Here is a 19,827-nt window from a genome sequence, read left to right on the forward strand (position 1 = left end):
CGGGAGAGGGCACATGGCCATCAACATCCTCATGCCGGCGCTGTCGCCGACGATGACCGAGGGCAAGCTCGCCAAGTGGCACGTCAAGGAGGGCGACAAGATCACCTCCGGCCAGGTTCTTTGCGAGATCGAGACCGACAAGGCGACTATGGAAGTCGAGGCCGTCGACGAAGGCGTCATCGGCAAGATCCTCGTCGCCGAAGGCACCGAGGCGGTGCAGGTCAACGCGCCGATCGCGATCCTGGTCGAGGAGGGCGAGGCGGTGCCAGCCGCACCGGCCGCACCTGCGCCTGCCGCAAAACCGGCGCCACAACCGGCGGCGCCTTCTTCTTCCCCCTCCCCCCTTGTGGGGGAGGGTCGGGGAGGGGGCGCCCCCGCACCGGCCGCTGTGCCTGCAGCACCCCCCACCCCAACCCTCCCCCACAAGGGGGGAGGGAGCGAACGCATCTTCGCCTCGCCGCTGGCCAAGCGCATTGCTGCTGACGCCGGCATCGACCTGGCGAAGGTGAGCGGCAGTGGTCCGCATGGCCGCATCGTCAAGGCCGATGTCGAGGCGGCCCGCAGCGCCGGGACCGCCAAGCCCGCGCCCAAACCCTCGGCCGCCGCACCAGGCCCAGCGCCGACCGCAGCGCAGCCGGTGTACCCCACCGGCGAGAGCCGCAAGGTGCCGCACAACAGCATCCGCAAGGTGATCGCCAAGCGGCTCACCGAAGCCAAGCAGCAGATCCCGCACATCTACCTGACGGTGGATTACGAGATCGACGCGCTGCTGGCGGCGCGCCAGGCGATCAACGCGGTGGGCGAGAAGAGCAAGATCAAGGTGTCGGTCAACGACATGGTGATCAAGGCCTGCGCCCAGGCGCTGCGCGATCATCCCGAGGTCAACGCCGCGTGGACCGACACCGACATGATCCTGAACGGCACGGTCGATATCTCGGTCGCGGTCGCCACCGATCGCGGCCTGATCACGCCGATCGTGCGCAATGCCGACCTCAAGGGCGTCGGCCGCATCGCCACCGAGATGAAGGACCTCGCCGCCCGCGCCCGCGATGGCAAACTGAAGCTCGAGGAGTTCCAGGGCGGCGGCTTCACCATCTCCAACATGGGCATGTACGGCATCAAGGACTTCGCCGCCGTCATCAACCCGCCGCAGGCCTGCATCCTGGCTGTCGGCGCCGGCGAGCAGCGCGTCGTGGTGCGCGAGGGCCAGATGGTGATCCGCACCATCATGAGCTGCACACTGTCGGCCGACCACCGCATCGTCGATGGCTCCGTCGGCGCGCAGTTCCTGCAGACGCTCAAGGGCTATATCGAACAGCCCGCGGCGATGCTGCTGTAGAAAGTATTACCTTCCCCCGCTTGCGGGGGAAGGTGCCCGAAGGGCGGATGGGGGAAGCTGGTGCAAGTTCAGGTGTATCAATCGGCACTTCCCCCGCTGCAACATCCCCCATCCGGCGCTACGCGCCACCTTCCCCCGCAAGCGGGGGAAGGTAGACAGCAGGCAGGCACACATGGCTGACACCAGTTTCGACCTCATCGTCATCGGCACCGGGCCGGGCGGCTATGTCGCGGCGATCCGTGCCTCGCAGCTGGGCATGAAGACGGCGGTGGTCGAGCGTGACCATCTCGGCGGCATCTGCCTGAACTGGGGCTGCATCCCGACCAAGGCGCTGCTGCGGTCGGCTGAAGTGTTCCACCTGATGAAGCACGCCGACGCGTACGGCCTGTCGGCAAAAGAGGTCGGCTTCGACCCCAAGAAGGTTGTCGAGCGCTCGCGCAAGGTTGCCGGCCAGCTCAATGCCGGCGTCAAGCACCTGATGCGCAAGAACAAGATCACGGTGTTCGACGGTGCCGGCCGGCTCGATGGCGTCGCTGGCGGCCTGCGCAAGGTGGCGGTGACCGACAAGGACAAGAAGACCACAGGGCTCACAGCCAAGAACGTGATCCTCGCCACCGGCGCGCGGGCACGCCAGCTGCCCGGCCTGGAGTCGGACGGCAAGCTGGTGTGGACCTACAAGGAAGCGATGGTGCCACCGTCGATTCCGAAGTCGCTGCTGGTGATCGGCTCGGGCGCCATCGGCATCGAGTTCGCGAGCTTCTTCCGCACTTTCGGGTCCGAGGTAACCGTCGTCGAGGTGCTCGACCGCGTGCTGCCGGTCGAGGACGAAGAGATCTCGGCCTTCGCGCGCAAGGCGTTCGAGAAGCAGGGCATGAAGATCCTGACCGGCGCCACGGTGAAGTCGTTGAAGAAGGCAGCCGACAGCGTCACGGCGACGATCGAGTCGGGCGGCAAGACCCAGGAACTGACCGTCGAGCGCGTGATCTCAGCAGTCGGCATCGTCGGCAACGTCGAGAACCTGGGACTGGAAGGCACCAAGGTGAAGGTCGATCGTACGCATGTCGTGATCGACCAATGGGGCTTCACCGGCGAGCCCAATGTCTATGCCATCGGCGATCTCTGCGGCCCGCCATGGCTGGCGCACAAGGCGAGCCACGAGGGCGTGATCGCGGTCGAGCACATCGCCGGCCTGAAGGGCCTGCATCCGCTCGACGCCACCAAGGTGCCGGGCTGCACCTATTGCCAGCCCCAGGTGGCGAGCGTCGGCTTCACCGAGAAGGCGGCCAAGGAGAAGGGATACCAGGTCAAGGTCGGCCGTTTCCCCTTCATCGGCAACGGCAAGGCGATCGCACTGGGCGAAGCCGACGGGCTGGTGAAGACGGTGTTCGACGCCAAGACCGGCGAACTGCTGGGCGCCCACATGATCGGCGCCGAGGTCACCGAGCTGATCCAGGGCTATACGATCGCCCGCACCGCGGAGAGCACCGAGGCCGAGCTGATGCACACCGTGTTCCCGCACCCCACGCTCTCGGAGATGATGCACGAGGCCGTGCTCGCCGCCTACGGGCGCGTGATCCACATCTGACGGTCTGTTCCCAGTCCCATGCGTACCGAACGCGACATCCTCGAGCTGATCGGCCGCGCGCTGCGTGAGAAGGAGATCCAGCGCCAGCGTGCGGCGCAGCGGCTGGCGGAGGAGACCGAGGCCAAGCGCGTCTTCCTGCAGGCCGCGCGCGCGGTGTTCACGCACGTGATCATGCCCGAGATGGAACGCTTCACCGGCGTTCTCAACCAGGCCCGGATGCGGCCGACGGTGTCGGATACCGGCGCCTTCTACCTGCCGGGCTCCAGTGACGCGACCCTGATCGCCAAATTTGCCCTGCCGCTGCTGCGCGATCAGGTCGCACTGCCGCTCAGCGTCTCGTTCGAGGCCGTCTTCCCGGTCGGCATCGCCATCTACTATGGCGACGTCGAAGCCGGCCTGGACGAGGCCAAGAGCCAGGTCGAGGAAGTGCCCTTGGAGGACGTCACCCGCGACCTGGTCGAGGACCGCCTGGTGCGCGTGCTGGAGAACCATCTCCATGAGCTGTGAGATGGATTGGACAGGATGGAGAGGGAGGGTCACTTGACGCTTGTCCCGCAAAGGCTCACCTCTACGGTCATGGACACCCTCGAAAAACCCGTCCTGGCACGGGCCGAGCGACACCCCGAGAAGGCGCACCGGCCCGACAATCCGGTGGCGCGCAAGCCCGACTGGATCCGGGTCAAGGCGCCCAACTCGCCGGAGTACGCCGAGACCAAACGCCTGATGCGCCAGTATGGTCTTTCGACCGTCTGCGAGGAGGCGGCTTGCCCGAATATCGGAGAGTGCTGGAAGCTCAAGCACGCCACCTTCATGATCATGGGCGACACGTGCACACGGGCCTGCGCCTTCTGCAACGTGAAGACCGGCCTGCCGGGCGCGCTCAATCCGCACGAGCCGGCCAATGTCGCCGAGGCGGTGCAGAAGCTGAAACTGCACCATGTGGTGGTGACGTCGGTCGATCGCGATGATCTTGACGATGGCGGCGCCGCGCATTTTGCCGCGGTCATCACCGCCATCCACGCCGCCGCGCCTGGCACCACGGTGGAGATCCTGACGCCGGACTTCCTGCGCAAGCCGGGTGCGATCGAGACCGTCGTCGCCGCCAAGCCCGACGTGTTCAACCACAACCTGGAAACCGTGCCGCGGCTCTATCCCACGATCCGGCCGGGCGCACGCTACTTCACGTCCTTGCAGTTGCTGGCGCGCGTGAAGGAGACCGACCCCGCAAGCTTCACCAAATCAGGCCTGATGGTTGGCCTGGGCGAAACGCGCGCCGAGATCGGCCAGGTGATGGACGACCTGCGCGCCGCCGATGTCGATTTCCTCACCATCGGCCAGTACCTGCAGCCGACGCCCAAGCATGCCGCCGTCGACAAGTTCTGGACGCCCGACGAGTTCGCGCAGCTGGCCGCGATGGCGCGCGGGAAGGGGTTCCTGATGGTTTCGGCAACGCCGCTCACGCGGTCGAGCTACCACGCCGGCGACGACTTCGCGCAGTTGCGCGCTGCCCGCCAGGCCAAACTGACGGCCTCGACCTGATATCATGCCTACGCACAGCGAGCGGCGGGTGCTGCCGTATACCCCGCGGCAGCTCTACGATCTGGTCAGCGACGTCGAGAAGTACCCCGAGTTCCTGCCCTGGTGCGTCGCAGCGCGCGTGCGCGAGCGCAGCGATCGGCTGGTCATCGCCGATCTCGCCATCGGCTTCCGCCTGTTCCGGGAACGCTTCACATCGAAAGTCACGTTGTCGCCCGACGCACCTGATGGTCCGCGCATCGACACCACCTACGCCGACGGCCCTTTCAAGCACCTGATGAATCACTGGATCTTTCATCCCCACGAGAAGGGATGCGAGATCGACTTCTATGTCGAGTTCGAGTTTCGCTCGCGGTTGCTGCAGGCGACAATCGAGTTGTTGTTTCATGAGGCTGTGCGACGCATGGTGGCAGCCTTCGAAGCGCGTGCGGCGAAGCTCTATGGCAAGGTCGCGGCGTAGGAGCGCGATACCGTTATGCGCGTGGCCGCTTGTCGCGCGCCGCGCTGGGCATCATCATCGGCTTTGAACCTTGCCGGAGGGTCGCGATGGCCTCCACGATCCCGTTCGAACCACACCGGTTTCAGTCGGCCGCCAGCCACTATCTTGCCGGCCGCCCTGCCTATGCGGCCCGGTTGATCGCGCGCGTTGCCGAGCTGTGCGGCCTGCGCAAGACGGACCGCGTGCTGGACCTGGGCTGCGGACCGGGCCCATTGGCGGTGGCCTTCGCGCCCCTGGCCGGCGGCGTCGTGGCGATGGACCCCGAGCCGGAGATGCTGGCGGCGGCTGCCGACGCCGCAGCAGCGGCCGGTGCGGCGATATCCTTCGTCAGCGGCAGTTCCTATGACCTGGCGCCGTCGCAAGGTCGTTTCCGTCTTGCCGTGATCGGCCGTGCCTTCCACTGGATGGATCGCGTCGACACGCTGCAGCGGCTGGATACCATGATCGAGGACGACGGCGCCGTCGTGCTCTTCCGCCACGAGCATCCCAGGGTGCCCGACAACGCCTGGCTGAAGGGCTACGAGGCTCTCATCGACCGCTACGCCGGCGATGACCTGAAGCGCAGCCTGCATCGCTCGCCGGACTGGATCCAGCACGAGGCTGTTCTGCTCGACTCGCCGTTCAATCAGCTCGAGATCATCGGCGTGATCGAGCGCCGCCAGACCGCGGTCGAGAACCTGGTCGAACGCGCGCTGTCGATGTCGAGCACATCGCGCGGCAAGATCGGCGAGAGGGCCGATGAACTGGCACAGTCCATCCGTGAAGCGATGACCGTGCATGCGCGCAACGGTGCGTTCACCGAGGTCGTTCAATCGGTCGGGTTGATCGCCCGGCGTCCGGTGTCCTGAGCGCCGCGGACGACAACGGCGCCATTCAGTCGAGGCGGCTATGCAGCAAGGCGAGCGCCCTGATCAGCGCTGCGGCACGCACACCGTCGCGGTCGCCGGTGAACACATGCCGTTCGGCCAGTGTCTCGCGGCCGCGACGGGAGATGCCGAGATACACCAGGCCGACAGGCTTATCGGCGGTGGCGCCGCCGGGACCAGCGATGCCCGTCACGGAAACCGCCACGTCGGCCAGCGACTCGCGCAGGGCGCCGTCGGCCATGGCACGCGCCACGGGTTCGCTCACGGCGCCGTAGGAGAGCAGGGCGAGGCGCGGCACGCCCAGTTGCTGCTCCTTGGCGTCGTTGGTGTAGGTCACGAAGCCGCGCTCGACGACATCGGAGGAGCCGGCGATCGATGTCAGCGCTGCCGCCACCAGGCCGCCGGTGCATGATTCGGCGGTGGCGATTCGCAGCCCGGCGCGGCGATAGCGGTCCAGCAGTTCGGTTGAGGTATGACGAATGGCTTCGCTAAACATGACATCACCTGTCCAGTATCGTGTGTAAGGCTTTGCGGCGGGTTTGTCGAACCCAGGGGAGGAACACATGATTCTGGTCGGCCAGTATGATTCGCCCTACGTGCGGCGCGTTGCCATCGCACTGGATCTGCTGGGCCTGCCGTTCGAGCGCGACACGCGCAGCGTGTTCGCCGATGCCGAGGCGATGCGCCGGATCAACCCGCTGGGACGCATTCCGTCGCTGGTGCTGGATGATGGCGAGGTGCTGATCGACTCGGCGGCCATCCTCGATCATATCGACGAGATGGTGGGGCCCAGCCGCGCGCTGGTGCCGCCGTCAGGCGCGGCGCGGCGGCAAGCGCTGCAGGTGATCGCTCTGGCCAGCGGCGCTGTCGACAAGGCCGGCGCGGTCGTCTACGAGCGCGCGCTGCGGCCGGCGGACAAGATCCATCAACCATGGCTCGACCGCTGCGCCCAACAGTTGGCCAGCGCCCTGCAGGCACTCGACGGCATGTCGCCGTCCGGCTGGTTTCTCGGCAGCCGCCTCATGCAACCCGACATCATGCTGGGCGTGATGCTGTTCTACCTGAGGCATCGGGCCCCGGAGATGTTTCCACCGGGACGCTATCCCGCGCTCGAGGGGTTCTCCGACCGCTGCGAGCGCGAGCCGGCGTTCCAGAAGACGCGTCCCGCACCGGACGAAGTGATGCCCGCCAGTGCCTAGATCGTCATGACCCGCACGCTGTTGGTGGACGTGGACGGCGTCCTGATCCGAGGCCGCCCGTCCGATGGCCGACCCTGGTCCACCGGACTCGAGGCCGATCTCGGCCTGCGGGCCGAGGATTTGCAGAGCACGTTCTTCGCGCCGCATTGGGAGGACATCGTGCTGGGCCGCGCCGCGCTCGCCGATCGGCTGGCGCCGGTCCTGGCGGCCGTGGCACCGCACCTGACCGTGCAGCAACTGACGGACTATTGGTTCAACCAGGACGCCCGGATCGACCAGGCGCTGCTGGCCGACCTGGGGCACTTGCGCCGCGGGGGCTGGCACATCCACCTCGCCACCAACCAGGAACACCGGCGGGCCGACCACCTGATGCGGGTCCTGGGACTGGCAGACCATGTCGATGGGATCCACTATTCAGCCGACCTGGGGTGTCGCAAGCCGGACGCCGCGTTCTTTCACCAGGTCGCGGCGCGTCTGCGGGAATCACCGCACAACCTGCTGCTGCTCGACGATGCCGCCGAGAATGTACGTGCGGCGCGGGCCGCGGGTTGGTCGGCGGTCCACTGGACCGGCCAACGGTCGCTGGCCGGCTGCCTGGGCCTCAGCCTGTAGCGTCGTCGTCCCGTACCGGCATCTCGACCGAGGCCGCCGCCTGCACGGCGATGCCTTCGCCGCGGCCGGTGAAACCGAGCTTCTCGGTGGTGGTCGCCTTGACGCCGACGCGATGCACGGCGATGCCGAGGATGTCGGCGATGCGGGCCCGCATCTGATCGCGGTAGGGGCCGATCCGCGGCCGCTCGCAGATCAGGGTGACGTCGACGTTGACGATGCGCCCGCCCTCGCGTGAGACCAGGTCGGCGGCGTGCTTCAGGAAGCGTGCCGACGCGGCGCCGCGCCATTGCGGATCGGACGGTGGAAAGAACTGGCCGATATCGCCGGCCGCCACGGCGCCCAGCAGGGCATCGGTGAGCGCATGCAGGGCAACGTCGGCATCGGAGTGGCCGACCAGGCCCTGGGTGTGCGGCACCTCGATGCCACCCAAGGTAACGGCCGTGCCAGGGCCGAAGGCATGCACGTCGAAGCCGGTGCCGGTCCGCGTTTCCAGGCGCGGTGCCAGCTCACGCCGGGCGCGCGCCATGTCCTCCTCGGTGGTGATCTTGAAGTTGCGCTCCTCACCCTCGATCATGGCGATCTCCAACCCGGCACGCTCGGCCACGGCAACGTCATCGGTCAGCGCGGTGGCCTCGTTGTCACCGAGCGACGCCACGGCACGGTGGGCCGCCAGCAGCGGCGCGAAGCGGAAGGTTTGCGGCGTCTGCGCCCGCCACAGGCCCTGGCGGTCGACGGTGCCCGCAACCCGCTCGCCCTCCAGGCGCTTGAGCGTATCGGTGACAGGCACGCCCGCGACCGCGCCGGCGACGTCGCTGCCCGCCACGGCATCGACCGTCCGCGCGATGGTTTCGGCCGAGACCAGCGGCCGTGCCGCGTCATGGATGGTGACGATGTCGGGTGGGTCGTCGGTCAGGGCTTCCAGTCCGTTGAGCACCGAGCGCTGGCGCGAGGGGCCGCCGACCGCGGCGCGACGCAGCACCAGGCCGCTCGTCTGGGCGTCGTACAGCACCCGGTCGCGGGCCGCGATCACAACCTGGACCGCCTCCACCGCGGGATGGCCCAAGAATTGCTCCAGTGTGTGGCGCAGGACCGATCGGGCGCCGATGGTCTGATATTGCTTGGGCAGGGGGCCGCCGATCCGGTGGCCTCGGCCAGCGGCGACGATCAGGGCAACGGTGCGCGGCATTCGGGCGGGAATACTACCGGGCGGAAGCCATGTCGACGGTGTTGCGTCAGCAGGTCAGTCAGAGTAGAAAGGACGCACAAATTTTGTGCAAAAAACAGTATGCACAAAATTTGATCACAATGATCAAAGCGTCCGCACCCCTGACGATGACCTCATCTCGCTCATCCCATGATGCCGCGCCGGTCGGCCCGATTCAGGTCGGTCCCGTGCGAATCGACGATCCCGTCATCCTGGCGCCGATGTCCGGTGTCACCGACCTGCCGTTCCGGGCCCTGGTGAAGCGCGAAGGCGCCGGCCTGGTGGTCTCCGAGATGATCGCCAGCCAGGCGATGATCCGGGAGAACCGCAAGACCCTGCTCATGGCGTCACGCAGCGCCGAGGAGGGCACCATGTCGGTGCAGCTGGCGGGATGCGAGCCGCAGGTGATGGCCGAAGCCGCAAAGCTGAACGAGGACCGCGGCGCTGACATCATCGACATCAACTTCGGCTGTCCGGTGAAGAAGGTCGTGAACGGTCATGCCGGCTCGTCGCTGATGCGCGACGAGGTGCATGCCGCGCGCATCCTGGAGGCCACGGTCAAGGCAGTGAAACTGCCGGTGACGTTGAAGATGCGCAAGGGCTGGGACGAGCGCAGCCAGAATGCGCCCAACCTGGCGCGCATCGCCGAGCAGTGCGGCATCCGCATGATCACGGTGCACGGCCGCACGCGGTGCCAATTCTATGAAGGGCAGGCCGACTGGGCCTTCGTGCGCGAGGTCAAGGCGGCGACCGCGCTGCCCGTGATCGTCAACGGCGACATCGTTACCTTGGATGACGCCGCGAGCGCGCTTGCGCAGTCCGGCGCCGACGGCGTGATGATCGGGCGCGGCGCCTATGGGCGTCCGTGGTTCCTGAACCAAACCATCCGGTTCCTGCGCACCGGCGAGCGGCCGCCCGAGCCGCCGCTGTCGGAGCAATACGCGATCCTGATGCGTCACTTCGAGGCGATGCTGGCGCACTACGGCGAGCAGACCGGTGCGCGCATGGCACGCAAGCACATCGGCTGGTATTCCAAGGGGCTGCCCGGATCGGCCGAGTTCCGCTCGGCCGCCAACCGCGCCGCCGATGTCGCCACGGTGCGCGGCCTGCTGGCCGCCTTCTACGAACCGCTGATCGCGCGCGGCGTCACGCGCGCCGTCGTCGCCGAGCTGGAACCGGTGAAGGAAGCCGCTTGATGGCGAATGCGGCCGTCCGCTCCAACGATCGCGACCCGCAAGGGGTGCCGTCGGCGGCCGCCATTCTCGATGCCTTGGTCGAGGCTGTTGTCGTGGTCGATCGCAATGCGCGGATCATCCACGCCAATGCCGCGGCCGAGCAGTTCTTCGACCTCAGCACCACCATCCTGCTGGGCCGTTCGCTCAATGATTTCCTGCCCGCTGACTCGCCGCTTTTTTCCCTGCTCGATCAGGTCCTGAAGACAGGTGCCGCGGTTTCCGAGAATGGCGTGACGCTGTCGTCGCCCCGGCTGGGTAATCGCTTTGTCGCGTTGCTGATGGCGCCTCTGGGCGATGACGGCGGCGGCGGGGTGGCGATCTCGGTGCTGGAGCAGTCGATCGCCCGCAAGATCGATAACCAGATGCTGCATCGCGGCGCCGCGCGCTCGGTTGGAGCCATGGGATCGATGCTGGCGCACGAGGTGAAGAATCCGCTGTCCGGCATCCGCGGGGCGGCGCAACTGCTGGAGCAGAACGTCGGCGACGCCGAGCGCGAACTGACGCAGCTGATCTGCGAAGAGACCGACCGTATCGTGGCCTTGGTCGATCGCATGGAAGCCTTTGCCGACGGCCGGCCCGTCGAGCGCGCGGCAGTCAACATCCATCAGGTGCTGGCGCATGTGCGGAAGGTCGCCGAGCACGGGTTCGGCCGGCATGTGCGCTTTGCCGAGGTCTACGACCCGTCGCTGCCCGATGTCTGGGGCAACCGCGACCAACTCGTACAGGTCTTCCTCAACCTCGCCAAGAACGCCTGCGAGGCGGCGTCTGATGAGGGTGCCGAAGTCATCCTGTCGACCGCCTACCGCCAGGGCGTACGGCTGGCCGTGCCGGGCACACAAACCCGCGTGCACCTGCCGCTGGTCGTGTCGGTGCAGGACAACGGTCCCGGCATTACCGAAGAACTGCGCGAACACCTGTTCGATGCATTCGTCACCAACAAGGTCAATGGCACCGGTCTTGGACTCGCGCTGGTCGCCAAAATCGTCAATGACCACGGAGGGGTCGTCGAGTTCCAAAGCGCGCCGCGACGCACCGTTTTCAATGTCATGCTGCCGATGCGGCCGCGCATGACACCGACGGACGTCCCGGCACGATCCCGGAGCCCCTCGTCATGAACCGTTCGCACGCCACGATTCTCGTCGCCGACGATGACCGCGCCATCCGCACCGTCCTGCAACAGGCGCTGGGGCGCCTGGGCCACGACGTGCGTACCACCGGCACCGCCACCACCTTGTGGGAATGGGTCAAGGATGGCGATGGTGATCTGATCATCACCGACGTGGTGATGCCCGACGAGAACGGACTGGACCTCGTGCCGCGCATCAAGAAGCTGCGGCCAGAGATGCGCATCATCGTGATGAGCGCCCAGACCACCCTGCTGACGGCCGTCAAGGCGACGGAGCGGGGCGCTTTCGAATACCTGCCCAAGCCGTTCGATCTGAAGGAACTGGTGGCGGTCGTGAATCGCGCACTGGCCGTGCAGTCGGAGCGGCCGCGCAACACGACGGAGCCGGTCAACGGCGAAGAGCGGCTGCCATTGATCGGGCGGTCACCCTCGATGCAGGATATCTACCGCACGTTGGCGCGCCTGATGGCGACCGACCTGTCGGTGATGATCAATGGCGAGTCTGGCACCGGCAAGGAACTGGTGGCGCGGGCGTTGCACGACTATGGCAAGCGCCGCAATGGCCCGTTCGTCGCCGTCAACATGGCGGCGATCCCGCGTGAGCTGATCGAGAGCGAACTGTTCGGACACGAGCGCGGCGCCTTCACCGGTGCTACCCAGCGCTCGCCCGGCAAGTTCGAGTTGGCTGCCGGCGGTACGCTGTTCCTCGACGAGATCGGCGACATGCCGCTGGAGGCGCAAACCCGCTTGCTGCGCGTGTTGCAGGAGGGCGAGTACACCACGGTCGGTGGCCGCACGCCGATCCGCGCCAATGTGCGCATCGTGGCGGCGACGCACCAGGACCTGCGCCGCGCGATCGGGCAGGGCCTGTTCCGCGAGGACCTGTTCTATCGCCTCAACGTGGTGCCGATCCGCCTGCCGCCGCTGCGCGAACGGCTCGATGATATTCCAGAACTGGTGAACCACTTCCTCGCCAAGGCGACTGCCGACGGCTTGCCCGACAAGGTACTCGACCCCGGCGCGATCGCCCGCCTCAAGGAGTATCGCTGGCCCGGCAACGTGCGCGAGCTGGAGAACCTCGTGCGGCGCCTCGCCGCGCTCTACGCGCAGGAGGTGATCACCGCCGAGGTGGTGTCGGCCGAACTGGCCGATCTGCCCGCCAGCGACGTCGCGATGACGGCTCCAGCGGAGGTCGCTGGCGAGAACATGGCCGATGCCGTCGAGCGCCATCTGCGCGATTATTTCGGCACGTTCAAGGGGACCTTGCCGCCGCCGGGACTGTATGACCGCATCCTGGCTGAAGTCGAGCGTCCGCTGCTATCGCTGACCTTGGCAGCAACCCGCGGCAACCAGGTCAAGGCTGCGCAACTTCTGGGCCTCAACCGCAATACATTGCGCAAAAAAATTCGCGACCTCGATGTGCAGGTCGTGCGCGGATTGCGCTGAAACTTCCCATCCCCAGCCCCCGGCAAGAAGGTCTGACGGCACTCGGCGCCATGCGCTAAACTACCGCCATCGGTGTCCCACCCCCGGGACACCGACAAGGTGTAGTTGGATGACAGCTAGCGTCTCTTTGCCCGCGCGACTTTATCGAGGGTTCGGCCGACTTTTGTCGAGCCGAGCCACTGCCTATGGCCTTGGCGCGCTGGCGATCGTTGCTGGTGCGCTGACGTACGCTGCGTTGGTGGGAGGGCTGCCACAGCGGTTTGCATCACGACACTTCATCCGCGCACTGTTTGCCGTCGACTTCGCCATCGTCGTTGCCATGGCTAGCGTTGTGACCGCGCGGCTATCGCGGTCGTTTGTCGAACGACGTCGCGGTGTTGCCGGCGCTCGTCTCCACCTTCGTTTAGTTCTGTTTTTCGGCCTCCTTGCTGTCGTGCCGACCTTCGTCGTTGCGATGGTATCGGGATATTGGCTGTCAGTGAGTATCCGAGAGACTCTCAGCACCCCTCTTGAGCAAGGCCTGGATAGCGCCCAGCAGTTGGTTGAGCCGGTGGTCGCGATCGTCATGACCGACGTCGATGAAGTGTCCAAGGCACTGCAGGCAATTGGTCAGGAGACTCTGAGCGATCCAGAAAAGGCGATGCAGTTTGTTGCCCGAGCCGCGGCGAACCCAGCGCGCCTGGAGATCACGATCGTCGATGTCGATGGCAAGCTCGTGGCATCGTCCTTGGCTCGCGGTCAAGATGACCACGACATTACGCTTCCGCCTCTTGAAGTGCTTCGCAGCGCCGCCAAGATAGCTGGCCCCGTCGTCTCATCGCGTCCGCCGGATGACACCTACTATATCGTCCTGCACCTATTCAGTGAGGGACGTCTGTTCCTGGTCGCGCGGTACAATATGGAGCCCAAGTTTTGGTATCACAGCCAGCGGATTGAACGCGCCCGTAAATTCTACTCTCAAGTTGACGTCAACATTAACGCCATTCAGTTCAGGGGGTTCGCAGTTTACGCCGTGATTGCGCTTCTGATGCTGCTTGCCGGCGTATGGTTGGCTGTCACGTTCGCCTCGCGTCTGACCGTGCCGATTGCCGGATTGATGTCTGCGGCTGAGAGTGTGCGGAAAGGTGATTTGTCGGCACGCGTTGCGGAAACACCCACGGACGACGAATTGGGACGGCTGGTGCGCGCTTTCAATCGCATGACCACCCAGATCGACGAACAACGTCGTGAATTGATCGACACCAACAATCAGCTGGACGAACGGCGACAGCTGACCGAAGCGATCCTCGCCGGCGTATCGGCAGGTGTCCTCAGTGTCGACATGGAGGGTCGAATCGAGCGTGCTAATCGCTCGGCGATCGAGTTGCTGAACATGTCGACCGAAGAGATCGAGGGCCATGCGATCGCTGACATACTGCCCGAATTGGACAGCCTGCTGGATCAGGTGCGCTCGCGGCCCGACCGGCAGCCGCAGGGGCAGGTCGAGATCGTGCGCGATGGCCAGATGCGGACCCTGCATGTGCGCATTGCTGCCGAGCAGTCCGGCACGACCTCGCGCGGCTTCGTCGTCACGTTCGACGATGTCAGCGATCTGATGTCGGCGCAGCGCATGGCCGCCTGGGCTGATGTCGCGCGCCGGATCGCGCACGAGATCAAGAACCCGCTGACGCCGATCCAGCTGTCAGCCGAGCGACTGAAGCGACGTTACCTGCGGCAGATCGCCGAGGATCCCGAAACTTTCACCACCTGCACTGATACGATCATCCGTCAGGTTGGTGACATCGGCCGCATGGTCGACGAGTTCTCGTCCTTTGCTCGGATGCCGCGCGCCACGCTGGCCGACGAGGATCTGAAGGAAATCTGCCAGCAGGCCCTGTTTCTGCAGCGCAACGCCCAACCACAGATCACCTTCGAGTCGACTCTGCCGGAGACGGCGCTGCCCTGGCGTGTCGATCGCCGCCAGATCGGCCAGGCGCTGACCAACCTGCTGAAAAACGCCGGTGAGGCGATCGAAGGACGGGATCCGCCGCCGGACGGCGCCAAATTGCCGCCCGGCAGGATTGCCCTGTCGCTTCAGGAAGACGCGCGTGCGGTGCGGGTTGTCATCGAGGATAACGGACGCGGACTGCCCAAGAGCGAGCGCGCTCGCCTGACCGAGCCTTATGTCACCACCCGTACCAAGGGCACCGGATTGGGACTGGCGATCGTCAAGAAGATCATGGAGGAGCATGGCGGCCTGCTGATCCTGGAGGATCGGGAGGGTGGCGGGGCCCGCATCTCTCTGGTATTCCATCGCCCGGAGAGGAAAGCCGCATCCGGACCGCGCGATACCGCGGCCGCAGTTTCGCCGGCGGCTGGAGACTGAGTCGGACGGAGCAATCCGGAAGACCAATAAGACGGGTCCATGGCGCACGATATCCTGATCGTCGACGATGAACGCGACATCTGCACGCTGATCGCTGGCATCCTGGAGGATGAGGGCTACTCCGCCCGTCGCGCCCATAGCAGTGCGGAGGCGCTGGAAGCGGTCGGCAACCGTCGCCCGTCCCTGGTCATCCTGGACGTGTGGCTGCAGGGCAGCGATCTCGATGGCGTCGAGGTCCTGAAGGTCATCAAACGGGATGATCCGCACGTGCCCGTGGTCATGATCAGCGGCCACGGCACCATCGACACGGCAGTCGCCGCCATCAAGGCCGGCGCCTACGACTTCATCGAAAAACCGTTCAAGGCTGACCGCCTGCTGCTGGTCGTGCAGCGCGCGATCGAAACTGCCGCGCTGCGCCGCGAGAACGCCATGCTGCTGCGCCGTGCCGGCGGCGAGGAAACCCTGATCGGCGAATCACCCTCGATCGCGCAATTATCCACAGCCATCGACCGCTTCGCCCCGACCGGTGGCCGGGTACTGATTTCCGGCCCGGCCGGATCGGGCAAAGAGCTGGTCGCGCGGCTCATGCACCGCAAATCCCGGCGTAGCCAGGGACCGTTCGTCGCGGTCAACTGCGCCGCTCACTCGGAAGACCGGCTCGAGCTGGAGCTGTTCGGCACCGAAGGCGGCGAGGGCGGTGACGGCCTGCGCGTGTTCGGCGCGTTCGAGCTGGCGCACGGCGGGACATTGCTGCTGGAGGAGGTCGGTGACCTTCCGGTGAGCACCCAGGCCAAGGTCGTGCGGGTGTTGTTGGAGCAGGCGTTCTTCCGCGACGGCGGCAAGACGCGCGTCGAAGTCGACGTTCGCGTGATGGCCTCGACGTCGCGCGACCTGCAGGCTGAAATCACCGCCGAGCGGTTCAACGAAGACTTCTTCCACCGCCTCAACGTCGTTCCCCTCACGGTGCCGTCGCTGTCCGAACATCGCGAGGACATCCCGTCGCTGGCGCGTCATCTGATGGAGCGCGTCGCGGAGGCTGCCGGTCTGACACCGCGCCCGATCGGCGAGGATGCCATCGCAGCCCTGCAGAGCTACGACTGGCCCGGCAACGTTCGTCAGCTGCGCAACGTCATCGAGCACCTGCTGATCGTGGCGCCGCAGAATGGCGGCACGCCGTTGCGCGCCGAGCAGCTGCCGGCTGACTTCGGCGATATCTCGCCATCGGTTCTGCGCTGGGAAAAAGGCGGCGAGGTCATGCAGTTGCCCTTGCGCGAGGCGCGCGAGGTGTTCGAGCGCGAATACCTGATGGCGCAGGTAACGCGCTTCGGCGGCAACATCTCGCGCACCGCATCGTTCGTCGGCATGGAGCGCTCGGCGCTGCATCGCAAGCTGAAGTCGTTGGGGGTCGGCAGCGACGAACGGACGTAGTCACCCACGCGCGCATCCGGACGACAGCGCCGGATCTGGGGGCGCTTGGGCGCGCGGTCCGAGAAAGAAGGGGAGAGCATGTCACGCGTGGCCTATGTCAATGGGCGCTATGTGCCCCATCGCGATGCGCAAGTGCATGTCGAGGATCGCGGCTACCAGTTCGCCGACGCGGTTTACGAAGTGATCGGTGTCGTCGAGGGGCGTTTCCTCGACGAAGAGCCGCATCTGGATCGGCTCGACCGCTCGTTGAAGGAGCTGCGGATCGCCTGGCCGATCGCCCGTGCGGCGCTGAAGCTGGTGCTGCGCGAGACCGTGCGGCGCAACCGGGTCCGCAATGGGCTGGTCTATTTCCAGGTGTCCCGTGGTGTCGCCCGCCGCGATTTCGGTTTTCCCAAGCGGGTTCGACCCAGTCTGGTGGTGACGGCCCGCGCCACGCCACCGGTATCGCCCGATCCGGGTCCGGGCGTTGCCGTGATCACGGTGCCCGATATCCGATGGAAGCGGGTGGACATCAAGACAACGGGCCTGCTGGGCGGCGCGCTCGGCAAGCAGAAGGCGCGCGAGCAGGGCGCCTATGAAGCCTGGCAGGTCGACGATGCCGGCTTGGTGACGGAAGGCACATCGAGCAATGCCTGGATCGTCACCGCAGCGGGCGAATTGGTGACACGACCGACCGGGAACGACATCCTGGCCGGCATCACGCGGGAGACCGTCAAGAAGGTCGCGGCAGACCTGCAGCTCGCCGTCGTCGAGCGACCGTTCTCGGTTGCCGAGGCACAGGCGGCCCGCGAAGCCTTCATGACCAGCGCGACATCGTTCGTGACGGCGATCGTCAAGATCGACGACAAGACAGTCGGCACCGGTAAGCCTGGCGACGTCGCACGCCGCCTGCGGGTCGAGTATCTCCGGGCCGTGTCGGCAGCGGAGCCGTTCGCTTGACGATGGCGTCACTTCCCACGCCACGCGCCGTTATCTTTGACTGGGACAACACGCTGGTCGACACCTGGGCGGTCATCACCAGCTGCTACAATGCCACCTTTGCCCACTTCGGCCTGCCACCATGGACCGAGGTGGATACGCGTGCGCGCGCTCACCAGTCGCTGCGTGACGCCTTCCCGGTGTTGTTCGGCGATCGCTGGGAGGAGGCGCGCGCCGTGTTCTACCGCACCTTCGATGTCGTGCATCTCGATCGCCTGCGCGCCCGGGAGGGGGCCGAGTTGCTGCTGGCGACCCTAACGGAGCGCGGCCTTTACCTGGCTGTAGTCAGCAACAAGACCGGGAGCGCTCTGCGTAAGGAGGTGGCGCATCTTGGTTGGGACCGCTTCTTCGGCAAGGTCGTCGGTGCCACCGATGCGGTACGGGACAAACCGGCGGGCGATCCGGTCGTCATGGCTTTGCAGCCAGCGGCCCTGACACCATCCGAGCAGGTCTGGTTCGCCGGTGACACGGCGGTCGATCTGGAGTGTGCCCATCGGACCGGATGTCTGCCCGTCCTGGTCCGGGAAGAGGCACCTGAGGCGCACGAGTTTGTGACATTTCCCCCGCGCGTTCATGTGCGCAACTGCCATGCTCTGTTGGCATTGATATAAGCACGGCCATCCCTATATGATTGTGCAGTGCGGCATGGAGGTGGACCTCTCACCATGCCCAACGTCGTTGCGCCAAGGATGTGCAGCGGCAAACAAGTAGAAATGAAAAGGGCCCAAAAGATGAGCGAAAAAGCCCAAAATGTTCAGGACGTCTTCCTGAACCACCTTCGTAAGACCAAGACCCCGGTCACGATCTTCCTGGTCAACGGCGTCAAGCTGCAGGGGATCATCACCTGGTTCGACAATTTCTCTGTCCTGTTGCGCCGCGACGGCCACTCCCAGCTGGTCTACAAACACGCGATCTCGACCATCATGCCGGTCACGCCGATCTCGTTGTTCGAAGGCGACAAGCAACAGGCAGCCGCTGTAGAGGCCTGATTGGTCGCACAAGACCGTAGCGAGTCCCCGGACATCGGTGCCAACGGAGACGATCGTCTCCGTCGGATGCGCGCGGCTGAGGACAGACGGCCTGAGCCGACGGCTGCTGCGATCGTGTGTCCGATCCTGCCTGATGCCCGTAGCAGTAGGGCAGCGGAACGCGATCCGGCAGCCCGGGTTGCCGAGGCCGTCGGTTTGGCCGAAGCGATCGCGCTCGATGTACGGCTGCGCGAAGGTTTCGTCGTGCGCCAGCCGGCACCGGCAACCCTCTTGGGTTCCGGTGCCGTCGCGCGCCTGAAGGAAGCGATCGCCGAGCACGACATCGCCGTGGCTGTCGTCGACAGCCGCCTGACCCCGGTGCAGCAGCGCAACCTTGAACGTGCGTGGCAGTGCAAGGTCATCGACCGTACCGGCCTGATCCTCGAGATCTTCGGCGAGCGGGCACGCACTCACGAGGGCACCCTGCAGGTCGAACTGGCGGCGCTGGACTACCAGCGCAGCCGGCTGGTGCGATCATGGACCCACCTTGAACGCCAGCGCGGTGGTTTCGGCTTCCTGGGCGGTCCTGGTGAATCGCAGCTGGAAATCGACCGCCGCCTGATCGGCGACCGCATTCTGAAGATCAAGCGAGAACTGGAGCAGGTGCGCCGCACACGCGCACTGCACCGGGCTGGCCGCAAACGCGGCGCCATCCCGACCGTGGCGTTCGTGGGCTATACCAACGCCGGCAAATCGACGCTGTTCAATCGCATCGCCGGCGCCGGCGTGCTGGCCCAGGACCTGCTGTTCGCGACGCTGGATCCCACGATGCGGGCGATCCGGCTGCCCAATGGTCAGCGCGCCATCCTGTCCGATACGGTCGGTTTCATCGCCGACCTGCCCACCACCTTGGTAGCGGCTTTCCGCGCCACGCTGGAAGAAGTGCTCGAAGCCGACTTGATCGTGCATGTGCGTGACGTGGCCCATCCCGACAGCGAGCAGCAGAAGCACGACGTCGAGGCCGTGCTGGGTCAGCTTGGCCTGGAAGACCGCATGGCGGCCGGCGACGTCATTGAAGCGCTCAACAAGATCGATCTGCTGGACGACGAGGCGCGCCAACGCCTGGAAGTGGTGGCGGCAACGGGCGCCGAGCGCCGCCGTGCGTTTGCGATCTCGGCAGCGACCGGGGAGGGTGTCGAGGCCCTGCTCGCCGCCATCGGTGAGCGCCTGTCGGCCGCCGACCAGTCCATGGAGGTCGATGTTCCGCTGACCGATGGCGCGACGATCGCCTGGCTCTACCGCCACGGCGAGGTTCGGGCACGGCGCGATGCCGATGACGTTGCGCATTTTACCGTCGCCCTCGATGCCGAGGCACAGGCACGCCTGGCAGCCCGCCTGGGCCATGGCCACCGACCTTGACGACACCCCGGCCGGTTTCTAC

At 66.0% G+C, this 19,827-nt stretch carries 19 protein-coding genes; 17 read left to right on the plus strand and 2 right to left on the minus strand.

Annotated elements, in window-relative coordinates:
• Positions 1-13 precede the first annotated feature (13 nt).
• The 6 genes from FQU96_RS16490 (at position 14) to FQU96_RS16515 (ending at position 5,807) form a co-directional block, all read left to right on the plus strand.
• Positions 14-1,339 (plus strand): pyruvate dehydrogenase complex dihydrolipoamide acetyltransferase, encoded by a 1,326-nt coding sequence (locus FQU96_RS16490; protein WP_146542395.1) that lies wholly within the window; start codon positions 14-16, stop codon positions 1,337-1,339.
• Between the two features lie 172 nt (positions 1,340-1,511).
• Positions 1,512-2,924 carry a dihydrolipoyl dehydrogenase gene (gene lpdA / locus FQU96_RS16495; protein ID WP_146542396.1) on the plus strand — a complete coding sequence of 471 codons (1,413 nt, stop codon included), beginning with the start codon at positions 1,512-1,514 and terminating at the stop codon, positions 2,922-2,924.
• Positions 2,925-2,942: 18 nt separating this feature from the next.
• A complete protein-coding gene (locus tag FQU96_RS16500; RefSeq protein WP_146542397.1) occupies positions 2,943-3,431 on the plus strand; it encodes a hypothetical protein in 489 nt (162 codons plus the stop codon).
• Positions 3,432-3,500: 69 nt separating this feature from the next.
• Positions 3,501-4,463: a lipoyl synthase gene (lipA, locus tag FQU96_RS16505; protein WP_146542398.1), complete on the plus strand. Its 963-nt coding sequence runs from the start codon at positions 3,501-3,503 to the stop codon at positions 4,461-4,463.
• A 4-nt stretch (positions 4,464-4,467) separates the two neighbouring features.
• A complete protein-coding gene (locus tag FQU96_RS16510) occupies positions 4,468-4,920 on the plus strand; it encodes a type II toxin-antitoxin system RatA family toxin (RefSeq protein ID WP_146542399.1) in 453 nt (150 codons plus the stop codon).
• 86 nt (positions 4,921-5,006) lie between these two features.
• The gene (locus FQU96_RS16515) at positions 5,007-5,807 is read left to right on the plus strand and encodes a class I SAM-dependent methyltransferase (protein WP_146542400.1); all 801 of its coding nucleotides are present in this window, start codon (positions 5,007-5,009) and stop codon (positions 5,805-5,807) included.
• Positions 5,808-5,832: 25 nt separating this feature from the next.
• On the opposite strand, the gene FQU96_RS16520 is transcribed toward FQU96_RS16515, so the two are convergent.
• A complete protein-coding gene (locus tag FQU96_RS16520) occupies positions 5,833-6,321 on the minus strand; it encodes a CinA family protein (RefSeq protein ID WP_146542401.1) in 489 nt (162 codons plus the stop codon).
• 67 nt (positions 6,322-6,388) lie between these two features.
• Here FQU96_RS16520 and FQU96_RS16525 point away from each other — a divergent pair, with 67 nt between their 5' ends.
• Complete coding sequence (locus FQU96_RS16525) at positions 6,389-7,024, plus strand: glutathione S-transferase family protein (RefSeq protein WP_146542402.1); 636 nt, start codon at positions 6,389-6,391, stop codon at positions 7,022-7,024.
• 6 nt (positions 7,025-7,030) lie between these two features.
• On the plus strand, positions 7,031-7,636 hold the full coding sequence (locus tag FQU96_RS16530; protein WP_146542403.1) for an HAD family hydrolase: 606 nt from the start codon (positions 7,031-7,033) through the stop codon (positions 7,634-7,636).
• Here FQU96_RS16530 and FQU96_RS16535 read toward each other — a convergent pair.
• Positions 7,626-8,822: a bifunctional 2-C-methyl-D-erythritol 4-phosphate cytidylyltransferase/2-C-methyl-D-erythritol 2,4-cyclodiphosphate synthase gene (locus tag FQU96_RS16535; RefSeq protein WP_146542404.1), complete on the minus strand. Its 1,197-nt coding sequence runs from the start codon at positions 8,820-8,822 to the stop codon at positions 7,626-7,628. The genes FQU96_RS16530 and FQU96_RS16535 overlap by 11 nt on opposite strands.
• A gap of 146 nt (positions 8,823-8,968) precedes the next feature.
• Between FQU96_RS16535 and dusB the strand changes: the two genes are divergently transcribed.
• From dusB to hflX, 9 genes are all read left to right on the plus strand, one after another.
• Entirely contained in the window at positions 8,969-10,036 is a 1,068-nt protein-coding gene (dusB, locus tag FQU96_RS16540; RefSeq protein ID WP_146542405.1) for a tRNA dihydrouridine synthase DusB, read from the plus strand.
• Positions 10,036-11,190, plus strand: a complete 1,155-nt coding sequence (locus FQU96_RS16545) for a nitrogen regulation protein NR(II) (RefSeq protein ID WP_146542406.1) — start codon at positions 10,036-10,038, stop codon at positions 11,188-11,190. Before dusB ends, FQU96_RS16545 begins: the two co-directional genes overlap by 1 nt.
• Positions 11,187-12,647, plus strand: a complete 1,461-nt coding sequence (gene ntrC / locus FQU96_RS16550; RefSeq protein ID WP_146542407.1) for a nitrogen regulation protein NR(I) — start codon at positions 11,187-11,189, stop codon at positions 12,645-12,647. The genes FQU96_RS16545 and ntrC overlap by 4 nt, the downstream gene beginning before the upstream one ends.
• 109 nt (positions 12,648-12,756) lie before the next feature.
• Positions 12,757-15,012, plus strand: a complete 2,256-nt coding sequence (locus FQU96_RS16555) for a PAS domain-containing sensor histidine kinase (RefSeq protein WP_178130544.1) — start codon at positions 12,757-12,759, stop codon at positions 15,010-15,012.
• A gap of 39 nt (positions 15,013-15,051) precedes the next feature.
• On the plus strand, positions 15,052-16,440 hold the full coding sequence (locus tag FQU96_RS16560; protein ID WP_146542409.1) for a sigma-54 dependent transcriptional regulator: 1,389 nt from the start codon (positions 15,052-15,054) through the stop codon (positions 16,438-16,440).
• Between the two features lie 78 nt (positions 16,441-16,518).
• On the plus strand, positions 16,519-17,379 hold the full coding sequence (locus FQU96_RS16565) for a D-amino-acid transaminase (protein WP_146542410.1): 861 nt from the start codon (positions 16,519-16,521) through the stop codon (positions 17,377-17,379).
• A gap of 2 nt (positions 17,380-17,381) precedes the next feature.
• Positions 17,382-18,029: an HAD family hydrolase gene (locus tag FQU96_RS16570; RefSeq protein ID WP_146542624.1), complete on the plus strand. Its 648-nt coding sequence runs from the start codon at positions 17,382-17,384 to the stop codon at positions 18,027-18,029.
• Positions 18,030-18,149: 120 nt separating this feature from the next.
• Positions 18,150-18,407 carry an RNA chaperone Hfq gene (gene hfq, locus FQU96_RS16575; RefSeq protein ID WP_146542625.1) on the plus strand — a complete coding sequence of 86 codons (258 nt, stop codon included), beginning with the start codon at positions 18,150-18,152 and terminating at the stop codon, positions 18,405-18,407.
• A 66-nt stretch (positions 18,408-18,473) separates the two neighbouring features.
• The gene (gene hflX, locus FQU96_RS16580; RefSeq protein ID WP_146542411.1) at positions 18,474-19,805 is read left to right on the plus strand and encodes a GTPase HflX; all 1,332 of its coding nucleotides are present in this window, start codon (positions 18,474-18,476) and stop codon (positions 19,803-19,805) included.
• Positions 19,806-19,827: the final 22 nt, after the last annotated feature.

It is taken from the genome of Reyranella sp. CPCC 100927 (assembly GCF_007859315.1).
Lineage (GTDB): Bacteria > Pseudomonadota > Alphaproteobacteria > Reyranellales > Reyranellaceae > Vineibacter.

Coding starts and splice junctions, on each gene's coding strand:
- FQU96_RS16560 (WP_146542409.1), top strand. CDS start 15,052: ATGGCGCACGATATCCTGATCGTCGACGATGAACGCGACATCTGCACG.
- FQU96_RS16490 (WP_146542395.1), top strand. CDS start 14: ATGGCCATCAACATCCTCATGCCGGCGCTGTCGCCGACGATGACCGAG.
- lipA (WP_146542398.1), top strand. CDS start 3,501: ATGGACACCCTCGAAAAACCCGTCCTGGCACGGGCCGAGCGACACCCC.
- FQU96_RS16530 (WP_146542403.1), top strand. CDS start 7,031: ATGACCCGCACGCTGTTGGTGGACGTGGACGGCGTCCTGATCCGAGGC.
- FQU96_RS16510 (WP_146542399.1), top strand. CDS start 4,468: ATGCCTACGCACAGCGAGCGGCGGGTGCTGCCGTATACCCCGCGGCAG.
- dusB (WP_146542405.1), top strand. CDS start 8,969: ATGACCTCATCTCGCTCATCCCATGATGCCGCGCCGGTCGGCCCGATT.
- FQU96_RS16570 (WP_146542624.1), top strand. CDS start 17,382: ATGGCGTCACTTCCCACGCCACGCGCCGTTATCTTTGACTGGGACAAC.
- FQU96_RS16515 (WP_146542400.1), top strand. CDS start 5,007: ATGGCCTCCACGATCCCGTTCGAACCACACCGGTTTCAGTCGGCCGCC.
- FQU96_RS16520 (WP_146542401.1), bottom strand. CDS start 6,321: ATGTTTAGCGAAGCCATTCGTCATACCTCAACCGAACTGCTGGACCGC.
- FQU96_RS16535 (WP_146542404.1), bottom strand. CDS start 8,822: ATGCCGCGCACCGTTGCCCTGATCGTCGCCGCTGGCCGAGGCCACCGG.
- FQU96_RS16555 (WP_178130544.1), top strand. CDS start 12,757: ATGACAGCTAGCGTCTCTTTGCCCGCGCGACTTTATCGAGGGTTCGGC.
- hflX (WP_146542411.1), top strand. CDS start 18,474: ATGCGCGCGGCTGAGGACAGACGGCCTGAGCCGACGGCTGCTGCGATC.
- ntrC (WP_146542407.1), top strand. CDS start 11,187: ATGAACCGTTCGCACGCCACGATTCTCGTCGCCGACGATGACCGCGCC.
- FQU96_RS16500 (WP_146542397.1), top strand. CDS start 2,943: ATGCGTACCGAACGCGACATCCTCGAGCTGATCGGCCGCGCGCTGCGT.
- FQU96_RS16565 (WP_146542410.1), top strand. CDS start 16,519: ATGTCACGCGTGGCCTATGTCAATGGGCGCTATGTGCCCCATCGCGAT.
- hfq (WP_146542625.1), top strand. CDS start 18,150: ATGAGCGAAAAAGCCCAAAATGTTCAGGACGTCTTCCTGAACCACCTT.
- FQU96_RS16525 (WP_146542402.1), top strand. CDS start 6,389: ATGATTCTGGTCGGCCAGTATGATTCGCCCTACGTGCGGCGCGTTGCC.
- FQU96_RS16545 (WP_146542406.1), top strand. CDS start 10,036: ATGGCGAATGCGGCCGTCCGCTCCAACGATCGCGACCCGCAAGGGGTG.
- lpdA (WP_146542396.1), top strand. CDS start 1,512: ATGGCTGACACCAGTTTCGACCTCATCGTCATCGGCACCGGGCCGGGC.